At 72.4% G+C, this 13,541-nt stretch carries 11 protein-coding genes and 1 pseudogene; 1 reads left to right on the top strand and 11 read right to left on the bottom strand.

The genetic code is table 11. From position 1 onward, the window contains the following. Window positions 1-16 precede the first annotated feature (16 nt). A complete protein-coding gene (locus ACZ3I4_RS36015) occupies window positions 17-1,477 on the bottom strand; it encodes a cobyrinate a,c-diamide synthase (RefSeq protein ID WP_465386559.1) in 1,461 nt (486 codons plus the stop codon). Window positions 1,478-1,578: 101 nt separating this feature from the next. Here ACZ3I4_RS36015 and ACZ3I4_RS36010 point away from each other — a divergent pair. After that, a pseudogene (locus ACZ3I4_RS36010) lies at window positions 1,579-2,367 on the top strand (SURF1 family cytochrome oxidase biogenesis protein); the annotation flags it as partial. A gap of 400 nt (window positions 2,368-2,767) precedes the next feature. Here the strand turns inward: ACZ3I4_RS36010 and ACZ3I4_RS36005 are convergent. The 10 genes from ACZ3I4_RS36005 to ACZ3I4_RS35960 form a co-directional block, all read right to left on the bottom strand. After that, window positions 2,768-4,291 (bottom strand): ATP-dependent DNA ligase, encoded by a 1,524-nt coding sequence (locus ACZ3I4_RS36005; protein ID WP_465386558.1) that lies wholly within the window; start codon window positions 4,289-4,291, stop codon window positions 2,768-2,770. Between the two features lie 125 nt (window positions 4,292-4,416). Next, a complete protein-coding gene (locus ACZ3I4_RS36000) occupies window positions 4,417-4,713 on the bottom strand; it encodes a hypothetical protein (protein WP_465386557.1) in 297 nt (98 codons plus the stop codon). A gap of 79 nt (window positions 4,714-4,792) precedes the next feature. Then, the gene (locus ACZ3I4_RS35995; protein WP_465386556.1) at window positions 4,793-6,271 is read right to left on the bottom strand and encodes an FAD-dependent monooxygenase; all 1,479 of its coding nucleotides are present in this window, start codon (window positions 6,269-6,271) and stop codon (window positions 4,793-4,795) included. 10 nt (window positions 6,272-6,281) lie between these two features. Further along, entirely contained in the window at window positions 6,282-7,637 is a 1,356-nt protein-coding gene (locus ACZ3I4_RS35990) for a M20/M25/M40 family metallo-hydrolase (RefSeq protein WP_465386555.1), read from the bottom strand. A gap of 21 nt (window positions 7,638-7,658) precedes the next feature. Next, window positions 7,659-8,720, bottom strand: a complete 1,062-nt coding sequence (locus ACZ3I4_RS35985; protein WP_465386554.1) for a M48 family metallopeptidase — start codon at window positions 8,718-8,720, stop codon at window positions 7,659-7,661. A 2-nt stretch (window positions 8,721-8,722) separates the two neighbouring features. Then, window positions 8,723-9,313 (bottom strand): uridine kinase family protein, encoded by a 591-nt coding sequence (locus tag ACZ3I4_RS35980; protein WP_465386553.1) that lies wholly within the window; start codon window positions 9,311-9,313, stop codon window positions 8,723-8,725. Beyond that, entirely contained in the window at window positions 9,306-10,841 is a 1,536-nt protein-coding gene (locus ACZ3I4_RS35975; protein WP_465386552.1) for a cobyric acid synthase, read from the bottom strand. Before ACZ3I4_RS35975 ends, ACZ3I4_RS35980 begins: the two co-directional genes overlap by 8 nt. A gap of 139 nt (window positions 10,842-10,980) precedes the next feature. Continuing rightward, a complete protein-coding gene (locus tag ACZ3I4_RS35970; RefSeq protein ID WP_465386551.1) occupies window positions 10,981-11,979 on the bottom strand; it encodes a cobalamin biosynthesis protein in 999 nt (332 codons plus the stop codon). Between the two features lie 117 nt (window positions 11,980-12,096). Further along, a complete protein-coding gene (locus ACZ3I4_RS35965; protein WP_465386550.1) occupies window positions 12,097-12,558 on the bottom strand; it encodes a hypothetical protein in 462 nt (153 codons plus the stop codon). A gap of 192 nt (window positions 12,559-12,750) precedes the next feature. Then, entirely contained in the window at window positions 12,751-13,410 is a 660-nt protein-coding gene (locus ACZ3I4_RS35960; RefSeq protein WP_465386549.1) for a single-stranded DNA-binding protein, read from the bottom strand. Window positions 13,411-13,541: the final 131 nt, after the last annotated feature.

Genomic DNA, 13,541 nt, shown 5'->3' with positions numbered 1-13,541 from the left:
TTTCGGCCCGGACTTTTCAAGACGTGGTGATGTCGACCGTGTCGTTGAGGCTGGGCTGCGGCACGGGTTGCGCCTGCAACGGCGGCACCGGGCGTACGGGAATGGGCGGCAACAGCTGCGCGGGGCCGGCGATCGCCGCCGACACGACCCGCTTGGCGATCTCGGGCGCGGCCGCCCAGTGCAGGCCCAGCTGAGAGGCGTGCACCTGACGCCAGACGAAGCCCTCGGGGTTGCCACCCGACCAGGTCCAGGCCGGAACGGCGCCCGCACGCGGCGTGACGATCGCCCGGTGCTGCTTGTAACCGGTGATGCGCGCGCCGGCCGGGGCCAGCGGCGAGGTGGCGGGCGCGGTCGCCTCGCGATAGCCGGCCACGGTCTGCTCGCCGGTCACCGCGGACGCGTCGAGGACGGCACACATCGGCCGGCCGTCGAAATCGCGGCCGAGCCACGGCAGCGCCACGCCCTCGGCGATCACCGGCCAGCCGTCGGCGGCGAACTGGGCGACGGCGTTGCACAGGCGGCGGTTGGCCGACAACTCCTCGGCGTACCCCTCGGGCAGCCCTCCCCCGACGACCAGCGCCCGGGTGCCGGCCGGCAGTCCCTCGTCGCGCAGCGGGTCGACCACGGCGACGTCGGCGCCGGCCGCGGTGAGCAGTTCGGCCGTCTCGACGTACGTGTAAGGCGCCCCGGTCCCGCCGGCCAGCGCGACCACCGGGCGCTGCTCGAACACTTCGCCGCCGGCCGCCTCCCCCGGGGTCCAGATCGGGCCGGGCAGCGCGGGCGCGGAGCCGGCGAGGGCCATGATGCGGTCGAGATCGAGACCGGCGCCGACGGTCTCGCCCAAGCGGCGTACGGCCCGGATCGCCTCGACCGTACGGTGGGCGACCGGCACCGGGCCGTGTGCCCGCGCGGGCAGCACGTTGGGCAGCTCGCCGCGACGCAACGCACCGAGCACCGGCATGCCGATGTCGTCGAGGGCCGTACGCAACATCTGCTCGTGACGCGGCGACGCCACCCGGTTGAGGATCACCCCGCCCAGGTGCACCATCTCGTCGAACATGCGGAAGCCGTGCACCAGGGCGGCCAGCGAATGACCCATCGCGGCGACGTCGACCACCAGCACGACCGGGGCGTGCAGCACGGCGGCGACCGCGGCGGTGCCGTCGATCTCGGGCTGACCGGTGAGCGAGTCGAACAGGCCCATCGCGCCCTCGATCACCGAGATCTGCGCGCCGGACGAGCCGTGCAGGAAAAGCGGAGCGATGCGCTGGGCGCCGACCAGCCTCGGGTCCAGGTTGCGGCCGGGACGACCGGCGGCCAGCCCGAGATAGGCGGCATCGGTGTGATCCGGGCCGACCTTGAACCCGGCCGCCGGGATGCCCCGAGCCGCGCACGCCGCGAGCAGGCCGACCGCGATCGCGGTCTTGCCGTGCCCCGAGGCGGGGGCGCTCACGACCAGACGGGGCTGGGCGCTCATCAATGACTCTCCCGGTGCGTGTATCGCCTGCTGTCGACTGCCGGAGTGGGACAGTACCCGGGTCCGGCGGCGGTCATCCGGGCGACGGGTAGCCTCGTTGCGTGTACCGCTTCCTGCTGAGCCCTCGCTGGCTCGCCGCAGCCGCGCTGGCCGTGGCGGCGGCGGTGGTCATGGTGATGCTCGGCAACTGGCAGCTCCGGCGCTACGAGGAACGCAGCGCGATCAACGATCGCATCGACGCCGCCGATTCCGTCGACGCCGTGCCGCTCACCTCCGTGCTGACCCGGCCGACCGGCCCCGGAGCGGCCGGCGAAGCCCCCGGCAAGAGCCTGGCCTGGACGAAGGTCACAGTGAGCGGGCGTTATGACCCGGCACACGAGATCCAGGCGCGAGGCCGCACGGTCGACGGGGACGTCGGGTTCGAGATCGTCACGCCGCTCGTGCTCGACGACGGCACGGCCGTGCTGGTCGACCGGGGCTGGGTGCCGGCGCCCGACGGCGGGGCCCTCGCGGCTCCGGTGGTGCCCGCCGCGCCGAGCGGCCCGGTCACGGTCGTCGGCCAGGTGCACTTGTCGGAAAGCCGACCCGCACCCATCGAGCGGCGCAACGGGCGGCTGGACACGCGGCGGATCTCCCTGCCCAAGCTGGCCCCGGAGATGCCCTACCCCGTGTACGGCGCCTACGTGCTGCTCACCACCCAGACGCCCGCCGCCGACGCGGCCTTCACGCGGATCCCGATCGACCACGAGGACTCGTGGCAGAACGGGGGGTATGCGGTGCAGTGGTGGTTGTTCGCGCTGATGGCGCTGGGCGCATACGTCTATTACGCCCGCAAGGAAGCCCACGGCCCGGGCCCGGAACGCTCACCGTCGTCCCGCCCGACCGACCGCCCCCGCGCCCCCGGCGGCGACCGGGTAGAAGAAGCCGACCGCCGCCGCGCAACCACAGGTGACCGGGTAGAAGAAGCCGACCGCCGCCGCGCAGCCACAGGTGACCGTGTTGAGGAAGCCGACCGCCGCCGCGCAGCCGCCACCGGTGACCGCGTGGAAGAGGCCGACCGCCGCCGCGCTGCCGCTGGTGACCGCGTTGCGGAAGCCGACCGCGAGCGGGCTGCCGCGACGGCCACTCAGGGTGACCGCGTGTCGGACGCTGACCGTGCCCGCGAGGCCGCCGGTCCGGGCCGGCCGCAGCCGGACTGACCGGACCCCGGCCGCACCAGGACTGACCGGACCCGCGCGGCGAGGCGTGGGTGTGCCCGGTTCCGCGCGCGACATTGCCCGCATTGCTCTCTCACTCGGGTGTGGCGTGGCCTCCGATCGCGCGGACCGTGTCGATTGTGTCGGCCTCGGCGGCCGGCTTGTCGTCGCGGTAGCGGAGGACCCGGGCAAAACGGAGGGCGACGCCGCCGGGATAGCGCGGTGAGGTCTGCACGCCGTCGAAGGCGATCTCGACCACCTGCTCGGGGCGCACCCGCACCACCCAGCCGTCGTCGCCGGTCGCCAGCTGCTGGAAGCGTTCGGTCTGCCAGCGCAGCAGCTCGTCGGTCAGGCCCTTGAACGTCTTGCCGAGCATGACGAAGCCGCCCGACTCCGGATCGCGGGCGCCCAGATGCAGGTTGGACAGCCAGCCCTTGCGCCGCCCGTGCCCCCACTCGACGGCCAGGACCACGAGGTCGAGCGTGTGCCGGGGCTTGACCTTGACCCAGGCCGAGCCGCGGCGGCCTACGTCGTAGGGCGCCTCGGCCGCCTTGATCACCACGCCTTCCTGCCCCGCGGCCAGTGCGGCGGCGAAGGCCGCCGCGGCCTCTTCCTCGCTGGTCACGCTCGTGCGCCCGACGATCAGCTCGGACGGGAGCGCGTCGGCCAGCGCCTGCCAGCGGACCCGGCCCGGCTCGTCGAGCAGGTCGGCGCCGTCGAGGTGCAGCACGTCGAAGAAGAACGGAACCAGGGCGGCCGAGGCTGCTCCCCGGGTGGCGGCCCGGCTCGACGTCTCCTGGAACGGGCGGGGACGGCCGGAGGCGTCGAGCGTCATCGCCTCGCCGTCAAGCACCACCTCGCGCAGCGGCAGCTTGCGGACCGCCTCGACCACCTCGGGCATGCGGGCGGTGATGTCGTCGAGGCTGCGGGTGAAGACGGCCACGTCGTCGCCGGAACGGTGCACCTGGATGCGGATGCCGTCGAGCTTCACGTCGACGGTCGCGGGCGTGCCGGTGGCCAGCAGCGCGGCGCCGACGTCGGGCGCGCTCTGGGCGAGCATCGGCGTGAGCGGGGTGCCGACCCGCAGGTTGAACTCGGCCAGAGCGGCCGCGCCACCGGTCAGCGCGGCCACGGCGACCTGCTTGAGATCACCGGAGAGCAGCAGCGCCCGGCGAACGGCGGTGAGTGGCACCTCGGCCGCCTTGGCGATGGCGTCGGCGAGCAGCCCGGCCTGGGCGCCCTGCCGCAGCTCGCCGCTGAACAAACCGACAAGAAGCCGCTGCTCCTCGGCTGTGGCCGCACCGAACAGGGCCGCCACCAGATCGCGCCGCCGGGCCTGGGAGCCGGCCCCGGCGACCACGGAGATCTCGGCGATCATCGCGTCGACCGCCGCCACGGTCAGCGTGGGCTCGGCCGCCGGAGCGGGGCGCTCGCGCAGGCTGGCATAACCCACGCCGGTCTGTCGCTGCCGCAGCTCGCCGGCTAGATAGGCCGAGCCGGGCGCGATCTCGCCCGGGTCGAGTTTGCGCAGCGCGTCGGCCAGCAACTCGACCTTCGCCTTGCGCCCGGAGGTCGCCGCGACGGCCGCCGAGGTCGCCGCCAGATCCAGAAATCGCACACCCTCATCCTGGCAGGACCCTCTGACATTTTCGGCCCGAAGATCGCGCCGACCTGCGCCTCCACCACCGACTCCGGCCGCGGCAGAGGAACGGCAATCGGGGTGTGGCGGCGGGGGGCACCGGGTCAGGCGGCCCGGGGTTCGGAGATGCGGAAGCCCCGGGCGCGGACCGCGTCGGCCACGCGGGCCACCTGGGCGTCGATGGCGCAGAGCGTGGCCGAGAGTTCCTCGAGGTGGTCGGTGAGGGCGCCGTCGTCCCAGTCGGCCACGTCGACCTCGTCCATGGCGTGCACGGCCGCGCGCAGCCGGGCGATGGCCTCGAGACGGTCGTGAGAACGCAGGCGATCGATCGAGTTGCGCGGCCCGGCCAGCTTGGGCCGCACCACCAAGGACACCGAGGCAGACGCAGTATTCGAACGCATGTTCGATATCCTAACAGGACGAAACCTCGGGCCGCACCGGTTTGCTCTGCGTGACGGGCCGCCCGAGACGCAGCGTCACTCAGGCCCTCATCAGGGCCGGAAACAGCTCGGCGGCCTCGCCCACTTCGGCCTCGGCGGCGACGAATCCGTCGGGGCGCACGAGATAGAGCCGGTCCGGTTCGAGGCCGGTCGCGGCGGGCGCGGCGGGGAACAGATGCACGGCCACGCCCAGGTCGGGCACGTCCTCCGCGGCCACTCCCCCGTACGCGTGGATCTGCCACCGCAGGTCGCGGAGCACCTCGAAGTTGCCGCCGCTCCAGGGCAGCCGCCGCCCGACGACGGGATCGCGCCGCCCACGGGCCGCGGCCCGCACCGGCATCATCCGGTAGTGGATGCGGGTCTGCGAGACGTACTGGAACAGCCGCGAGCCGCCCGGCGCGCGGGGCACCAGACGGACGGCGAGCGGAGCGGCCAGCGGCACGATGACGCGGCGCAGCGCGCGGGGCAGCGGCCGCTGCGAGGTGATCGCCCCGAAGAGCCGGTCGGTCGTGGCGACCAGCGTGAGGGCCACCGGGCGGCGCTCGGCCTCGTAACGGTCGAGCCAGGCGTCCTTGCGGCGGCCCTGCAGCACGTCGGCCAGCTTGAAGGCCAGGTTGTGCGCGTCCTGCAGGCCGGTGTTCATGCCCTGTCCGCCGACCGGCGAGTGCACGTGGGCGGCGTCCCCGGCCAGGAAGAACGGGCCGTCACGGAACGTCGCCGCCACCCGGTGGTGCACCTTGTACGTCGCGAACCAGCGCGACTCGGCGTACGTGACCGCGAAGTTCTTGAGCCTCGGGCGCACGTCCTCCTCGGTGAGCTGCCCGTCGCCGTCGTCGTCGCGGACGAGACCGATCAGCCGCCACGCGTGCCGGCCGCGCATCGGGAAACCGAGCAGGAAGTCGGACGGGCCCGGGCGTACGTTGATCGCGTTCTCCACCAGGCCACCGACGCCCAGCGCATCGATGACGTAGAAGCGGTGCGGGTTGGTGACGCCCTCGAACGGGATGCGCCGAGCCTTGCGGACCGCCGAGTTCGACCCGTCGCAACCGACGCAGAAGCGGGCGCGGACGGTGTCGTTGCCGACCTTGGCCTCGACGCCGTCCTCGATCTGCTTGACCGCCGTCACCGGCGTCTCCCAGAGCACGTCGGCGCCGAGCTTCTGCAGGTTCTCGTACAGGATCTCCTCGTTGCGGCTCTGTTCGAGGATCTCGATGAACGGGTACGGCGTCAGCTCGCCGCCGAGCGAGCCCAGCGGGATGCGCCCGAAGGCCCGGTCGAGGAAGCCGGGTGCGACCGCCTCGGCGCGGTGGGCGGCGTCGACCACCTGATCGCGCAGGCCGAGCTGGTCGTAGATCTCGAGGCTGCGGGCCTGGACGACCAGGGCCCGCGACTCGCGCGTCGGCCCCTCCTTGCCGTCCGCGACGATCACGGCGGCTCCGAGTCTGGCCAGCCAGTTGGCGAGCATCAGCCCGGTCGGGCCGGCCCCCGCCACCAGCACGTCACACGACAGCTCGGCCATGGGCCGCTCCCTACTTCGAAGTCAACGTCTCCGCCACGTTCTTGAGGAGCAGGGCCTCGGCGAAGCAGACGCGCTCGAACTCGCCGAGGTGCAGGCTCTCGTTCGGGCCGTGTGCACCCGAATACGGATCTTCCACGCCCGTGACCAGGATGGCGGCCTGCGGGAACAGTTCCTGGAAGGTGGCGATGAACGGGATCGAGCCACCCACGCCCATGTCGACCGGGGCAGTGCCGTCCCACGCCGAACGGAAGGCGGCGCGAGCGGCCTCGTACGCCGGACCGGTCGCGTCGATCACGCAGGGCGAGCCGTCGCTCTCGAGGGTCACCTCGACCTGCGCGCCCCAGGCCACATGCTTCTCGAGGTGAGCGCGGACGGCCGCGTACGCCGACTTGGGGTCGTCGCCGGGCGCCAGCCGTACGCTGATCTTCGCCTTGGCCGTGGGCTGCAGGGCGTTGGCCGCCTCGAACGTGCGCGGCGCATCGACGCCGAGCACCGAGATCGACGGCTTGGTCCAGATGCGGTCGGTGATCGAGCCCTTGCCGATCAGTTCGACGCCGTCGAGCATGCCCGCCTCGTGCCGGAACCGGTCGGCCGGATAGTCCACACTGGCCCCCTCGCGGCCGACCAGCCCGTCGACGGCGACCTCGCCGCGGTCGTCGTGCAGGGTCGAGAGCAGGCGGGCGAGGGTGGTGAGCGCGTCGGGCACCGGACCGCCGAACATGCCGCTGTGCACCGCGCTCTTGAGCACCCGGACCTCGGCGAACAGGTTGACCAGGCCGCGCAGCGAGGTGGTCAGGGCGGGCTGCCCGATGTCCCAGTTGCCGGAGTCGGCGATGACGATCACGTCGGACCGCAGTTCCTCGCGGAACTCCTCGAGGATCGCGTCGAGCGAATCGGAGCCGTACTCCTCCTCGCCCTCGACGAAGACGACCACGCCGACCGGCAGCTGGTCGCCGAACGCCCGCAGCGCGGCCACGTGGGCCATCACGCCGGCCTTGTCGTCGGCGGCGCCGCGGCCGTAGAGCCGGCCGTCCCGCTCGACCGGCTCGAACGGGTCGCTGGCCCACTGAGCCACGTCGCCCGCGGGCTGCACGTCGTGATGGGCGTAGAGCAGCACGGTAGGCGCGCCCGCCGGGGCGGCCTTGCGACCGATCACGGCGGGCTGGCCGCCACGCCGGACGACCTGCGTGTCGAGCCCGCAGCCGCGCAGCAGCCCGGCCACCGCCTCGGCCGACCGCTCGACGTGGGAGTGATCGAAGCCCTCGAAGGCGATGCCCGGAATGCGGACCAGCCCTTCCAGGTCGGCACGGACTCCGGGCATCTCCCGCGCGATAGCGGCACGCAGATCGGTCTCACTCAAGCTCATAGGAGTGATCCTAAGGGTCGTTCAGGAGTCGGTGCCGTCCGTGCGGCCGCGACGGGACGCGTCGCCAACCCAGCCGCGCGCGCCGCGAGCTGCGGATCCGGCCAGGTCGGCCGCGCCGTCGCCCAGTTTGCGCAAAAGCCCGACCAGCGGGTCCTGCGAGTTGTTGAAGGTCTCGCGGTAGGAGTTCGCGGCCGCCTTGACGTCGTCGGCCATCGAGGCGTCGCCGTCGCCGTCGCGGCGCGGGTAGTCGCCACCGAGAATCTCCGCGTACGCCCCGGAGTCGACCCACTTGCGCAGTTCGGAGGCGCGGGCCACGGGGACGGGGTGGGTGCTCCAGGCCGTCATGCCGATCTTGTGGATGCTGTCGCGCAGATCGCCGCCGCTCTCGTACTCCGCCGCCTGCTCGAGGAAGGCCGCGGTGTCGATCTGCGACAGGTCGCCGCCGCCGGCCAGCTTCATCAGCAGGCGCGTGGACGCGGCCGGATCCTGACCGGCGAGCAGCCCGGCGCGGTCGGCGGAGAGCTCTGCCTTGCGCCACCACTCGAACATCGCCGTGATGATCGCCCGCAGCGCGATCGCGCCGACCGGCAGCCAGCTCAGGCTGGCGGCCCAGCGGGTCAGAATCATCATGATCGTCTTGTAGACGGCGTGACCGCTGCGGACGTGGCCGATCTCGTGACCGAGCATCGCGCGCAGCTCGTCGTCGTCCAGCCGCTCGACGGCCCCGGTCGTGATCACGATGAACGGCTTGTCGAGGCCGATCGCGGAGCCGTTGATGATGGGATCCTGAGTGACGTAGAGCTCGGGCAGCTCGACCACGTCGAGGGTGGTCGCGGCCTCGGTGAAGCGCTGGTAGACCCGCGGGTACTGCCGGTGGTCGACGCGGATCGAGCCGGCCAGGTACTGCAGCCGGAAGCCGCGCTCGTTCCACATGCCGAAGAACGCCTTGACCACGTCGTCGAAGCCGCGCAGTTCGCGCAGGGCGGTCAGCGCGCCGCGATCGGCCGGGTGTTCCCAGGCCCGCGAGCTGATGCCGGTCAGCGTGATCCGCCGGCGGACCGGGCGGTTCTCTTCGTCGGTCATGCCTACCCCTTCGAGAAATAGCCCGGTGCGGCGTATGTCGCGCCGTCGACGATCAGGTCGGCGTGCGCGGCCGTCTCGTCGGTGGCGAAGTGCCGGTTCTCGGCGGCCCGCCAGCGCTCAAGGTACTTCCGATAGGCAAGGCTGTCGTCCCCGTCGCGTGTGATCGCGCGCTCCCAGCGAAGTCCGGCGGGCGCGTGGACGAAGACGGCCAGGCTCAGTTCGGGACGAATGTCGCGCCGGGCGGCACTCACCCCCTCCAACATGACGACTTCCCCGGCGGGCACCGTCACCGGCGTACCGGAAAATTGGCCTTTGCCCCAGTCGTAGGGCCGGTAGGTGGCGCTCACGCCCTCGCGCAGCGGAGCGAGCACGTTTTCTTCGAGCCGGGTCCAGAAGGTGAACTGGTCGTCCCAGCCATTGAGCAGGTCGTCGGTGTGCACGACCGGGCAGTTCAGCGCCGCGGCGAGCTGATCGGCGAACCGGGTCTTTCCCGCGCCACTCGGCCCGTCCACGGCGATCAGGCGGGTACTCCCGAGGCGGGGCTTCCGGGTCATCACGTGCCCGGCCAGCTCGCGAAAGCTCGGCTCAGGCACTCGTCGGGGCCCCGGGCGGCAGGAACGGCAGGTCGGCTCCCGGCCCGCCCTCGATCAACCGCCAGAGCGCGCCGGTGTCGAGATGCTCCTCGACGAGATCACCCAGCAGATCAAGAGCCTTTTCCCGTACGGCCGTAAAGCGCGTGCCGGGAGCGACGGTGAAACCGGACCGGCCGGCCAGGCGCGCGGCCGTGGTGAGGAACCGGCGGCGGAACTCGTCGGACTCGAAGGCGCCGTGCCAGTGAGTGCCGAAGACGTTACCCTCCGCGGCACCCTCGGGGCGGCCATCGGCGTACCGGAGCAAGGGTGTGGAACTGGACTTGGTGACGACGCCGTGGTGGATCTCGTAACCGCTGACCGGAGCACCCAGGGCCGCACCGTACGAGCGGGCGAGCGTTTTGACCCGCTCGAAGGTGATTTCGACGGGCAGAAGACCCATCCCCCGTACGGTTCCCCGGCGGCTCTCGACCTCGTCGTGGATCGACTCGGCCAGCATCTGGAAGCCGCCGCAGATGCCGAGCAGCGGTTTCCCGGCGGCGGCGTGGGTGCGGACCGCGTCGGCCAGACCCGTGTCGCGCAGCCAGGCCAGGTCGGTGACGGTCGCCTTCGAACCCGGGAGGACCACCAGATCGGCGTCGATGATCTCGGCCGGGTCGGTGGTCAGATGCACCCGGACGCCGGGCTCGGAGGCCAGAGCCTCGGCGTCGGTGGCGTTGGAGATCCGTGGCAGCCGGATGACCGCCACCCGCAGCCACTCGGTCCCGTTCGGACTCTTGGCCCGCCCGATCACATTGTGGTACGCCAGGGAATCCTCGCCGTCGACCCACACTCCCTCGTGGAACGGCAGGACGCCGTGAACCGGGCGGCCGGTGACGCCGGTGATCATGTCGAGGCCCGGCCGGAGGATCTCCAGGCTGCCCCGGAACTTGTTGATCACGAAGCCGGCCACCAGGGCCTGATCCTCACGACTGAGCAGGGCGACCGTGCCGAGGAAGGCCGCGAACACGCCGCCCCGGTCGATGTCGCCGACCACGATCGCCGGGAAGCCGGCCTGCCGGGCCAGCCCCATGTTGACGAAGTCGCCGTCGCGCAGATTGATCTCGGCCGGGCTGCCGGCGCCCTCGCAGATCACCGCGTCGTACTCGGTGCGAAGTCCGTCCAGGGCGGCGTACGCGGTCTCGGCCAGCCGGGGTTTCATCGAGCGGTAGTTGCCCGCGGTGACCGTGTCGATCGCCTCGCCGAGCAGCACCACCTGGCTTTCCCGGTCGCTGCCCGGCTTGAGCAGCACCGGATTGAACCGCAGGTCGGGCCCGATCCCGGCCGCGGCCGCCTGCATCGCCTGCGCCCGGCCGATCTCCCCGCCGCGCCCGTCCGGCCCGACCACGACAACCGAGTTGTTCGACATGTTCTGCGCCTTGAACGGAGCGACCTTCACACCCCGGCGGTGCAGCCAGCGGCAGATGCCCGCCGTGACGATGCTCTTGCCCGCATCCGAGGTGGTGCCGGCCACCAGCAGCCCGCCGCTCATCGCAACCCTCGCTGCCGGGTGCCCATGACGTCGGCCGTTGATCGCCGCCCAGTGCTCATGACCTCGGCCGTTGATCGCCGCCCTCGCCGCTGGGTGCTCATGACCTCGGCCGTTGATCGTCGCCCTCGCCGCTGGGTGCTCATGACCTCGGCCGCTTTCGCCCGGCGAGCGCGCCCCTCAGCACCGCGATCCCCGCGGCGATCCCGGCGGCGGCGACTCCGACCGTGCCGGAGACGCGGGCGGCCCGGCGCAGGTGCACGGCCGACGGACGAGGGCCGTCCCCCAGAAAGGGCCGGGTCTCGCTGCGTCCGAAATAGACATTGCGACCCCCCAGCCGTACGCCCAGAGCCCCCGCCATGGCCGACTCGCACTGCCCCGCGTTGGGCGACGGATGATCGTTGCGATCGCGGCGCCAGACCCGCGACGTCTCCCGCGGCGACCCGCCCGCCACCGGCGCGGCCGCGATCGTCAGCACCCCCGTCAGCCGCGACGGCAGCAGATTGAGCCCGTCGTCGAGGCGGGCCGAGGCCGTCCCGAACCGCGCGTACCTCGGTGACCGGTGCCCGACCATCGCGTCGAGCGTGTTGGCCGCCCGGTAGGCGAGCAGCCCCGGAAGCCCGAACACCCCACCCCACAGCAGCGGCGCCACGACCGCGTCCGATGTGTTCTCGGCCACCGACTCCACGGTCGCCCGGGCCAGCTCGCTCTCGTCCAGCCCCGAAGGATCCCGCCCGCACAGGTGGTTGAGCCGCCCGCGGGCCGACTCGAGATCGTCACCGGCCAGGTGCCCGGCCATGATCCGCGACTCCCGTCGTAGCGTCCGGCCGCCCAGCACGGCCCAGGTGGCGCCGGCTACCAGCGCCGTCCGGAGCAGAGGCACCCGCTTGGTGGCCGCGGCCGCCGCCACTCCGGCCAGGGCCGGCACCCCCACGGCGATCACCGTGAACGCGAGGCCGGCGGTCCGGTTGTCCCGGTAGAGCCGCTTCTCGAGGGCCGCCGCGGCCGTCCCGAAGCCGGCCACCGGGTGGAACCGCCGAGGGTCGCCGAGCACCGCGTCGAGCAGATATCCGGTCACCAGTCCCGCCGCGTCCGCCGTCCCGGGCCGGGTCGCCGCCCGCCCCGCGACCGAAGCCGCCACCCGGGCCGAAGATCCAGCCCATCGGGCCGCGCGCCCCATCCAGGGCCCTGTCCAGGGCCCCGCCCCCGCCCCCGCCACGCCTTGGATCCTTTCGTGATTGCTGCTCCGGCTACTTGATCATGCGCACAGGTCGCACACCCATACCGGGATTTCCGGTGACCCGGCGCCGGGCCCGTCCGGAATCGGCACAGGGTCGAACTGGCCCCAGACGATCGCGCCCGGCGCCCGGTCCTCCAGGAACTCCACGACGATCGGCCGCAGGTCGTCGGTCGTCCGGTACTTCTGCGTGAACGGCAGCTCGTCACGCCCGCAGGAGGCCGTCGAGCAGCGCAACTGCCCCGCCTGCAGGTCGTGCCACACATAGAACGTCGCCGGCCCGGCATGCCCCATGCCGGCGACCTGACCGCGCAGTTGCGCGACCGTCTCCTCGAAGGCGTTGACCACTTCCTCGGCCGACAGGCCCATGCGCTCGTGCGGCGGAGCGCCGAACCAGCTGGTGTTGGCGGTCTCGGTGTCCTGGTCGTGCGGGGCGAGCACCAGCGTCTCGCCCGCGATCGCGCGGATCTCCTTCAACAGCACGCGCCCCAGTCTGCCGGTCGGACCCGGCCGGGGACCAACCGGGCAGGTCGGCCGGGCGGCCGGTAACTCGGGCACGATCGGACCACCCCGTTCGGGGGCGTGTCATCCGTCAGGGGGAAGCGCCCGGGAAAAAGATTCAGCCCGGGTCGGTCCGGCCGCCGCGCGACGGCCGGACCATGGGACCTGACCGGGTCAGACTGCGACGGTCTCCTTCCGGGTGCGGCGGGTGCGGCGGGCCGGAGCCGGCTGTTCGGCGGTCAGCCGCTCGACCTCGAGGGCGATCTCCTCGTCGGAGGGCGGTTCGCCCGGCTCCGGCGACTCGGCCTCGGCGGCCGCCTCCACCTCGGCGAACGCGGGCGCCTCCTCCTCGGGGACGCCCTCGCCGAAGGTGACCGGCGCCTCGTCGGCCGGCACCGGCAGCGACATCTCGCCGCCGACGAACATCTCCTCCTCGTTGTCGTCGACCGCGCTGACGCCCAGGGCCGCGGTGCGGTTGCGCGCGAACTTGGCCCGGCCGCGAGCGAGGTCGTGACCGATCGAGAACGCTTCCATCTCGTACGAGATCCGGTTGTTGCCGCTGTCGTCCTTCCAGTCCCGGGTGTAGAGGCGCCCGTACACGATCACGGGGTCGCCGACGGAGATCGACGAGATCACTCCCTCGGCGAGCCGCCGCCATGCGGTCACGCGGACTCGCAGGCTGTTGCCGTCGACCCAGCTGTTGCTCTCGCGGTCGAAGCGGCGTGCCGTGGACGCGATCCGGAAGTTGGCCACGACGGAGCCGGAGCTCTCGAAGCGCCGCCATTCGGGAGCGGCCAGGACGTTGCCCACGACGACGAGGTTGGTGTCGAACATCTGGTGACCTCCAGGGGTGTGTCGGTGAGGACGGAAGCTTCGCCGCTCGGGGGCTGGTCGTGGGGATCTCCGGGCCGGGGCTGTGGACAAGGCGGGGGCCTGTGGACAACGGCCGGGGCCGGGGCTGTTTC

Source organism: Actinoplanes sp. NPDC021490 (assembly GCF_055562135.1).
This window is presented reverse-complemented; position numbering and strand designations above follow the sequence as displayed.

Excerpts from the sequence above, each read along its gene's own strand:
- ACZ3I4_RS36015 (WP_465386559.1), bottom strand. The coding sequence starts at position 1,477 with ATGAGCGCCCAGCCCCGTCTGGTCGTGAGCGCCCCCGCCTCGGGGCAC.
- ACZ3I4_RS36000 (WP_465386557.1), bottom strand. The coding sequence starts at position 4,713 with ATGCGTTCGAATACTGCGTCTGCCTCGGTGTCCTTGGTGGTGCGGCCC.
- ACZ3I4_RS35995 (WP_465386556.1), bottom strand. The coding sequence starts at position 6,271 with ATGGCCGAGCTGTCGTGTGACGTGCTGGTGGCGGGGGCCGGCCCGACC.
- ACZ3I4_RS35990 (WP_465386555.1), bottom strand. The coding sequence starts at position 7,637 with ATGAGCTTGAGTGAGACCGATCTGCGTGCCGCTATCGCGCGGGAGATG.
- ACZ3I4_RS35985 (WP_465386554.1), bottom strand. The coding sequence starts at position 8,720 with ATGACCGACGAAGAGAACCGCCCGGTCCGCCGGCGGATCACGCTGACC.
- ACZ3I4_RS35975 (WP_465386552.1), bottom strand. The coding sequence starts at position 10,841 with ATGAGCGGCGGGCTGCTGGTGGCCGGCACCACCTCGGATGCGGGCAAG.
- ACZ3I4_RS35960 (WP_465386549.1), bottom strand. The coding sequence starts at position 13,410 with ATGTTCGACACCAACCTCGTCGTCGTGGGCAACGTCCTGGCCGCTCCC.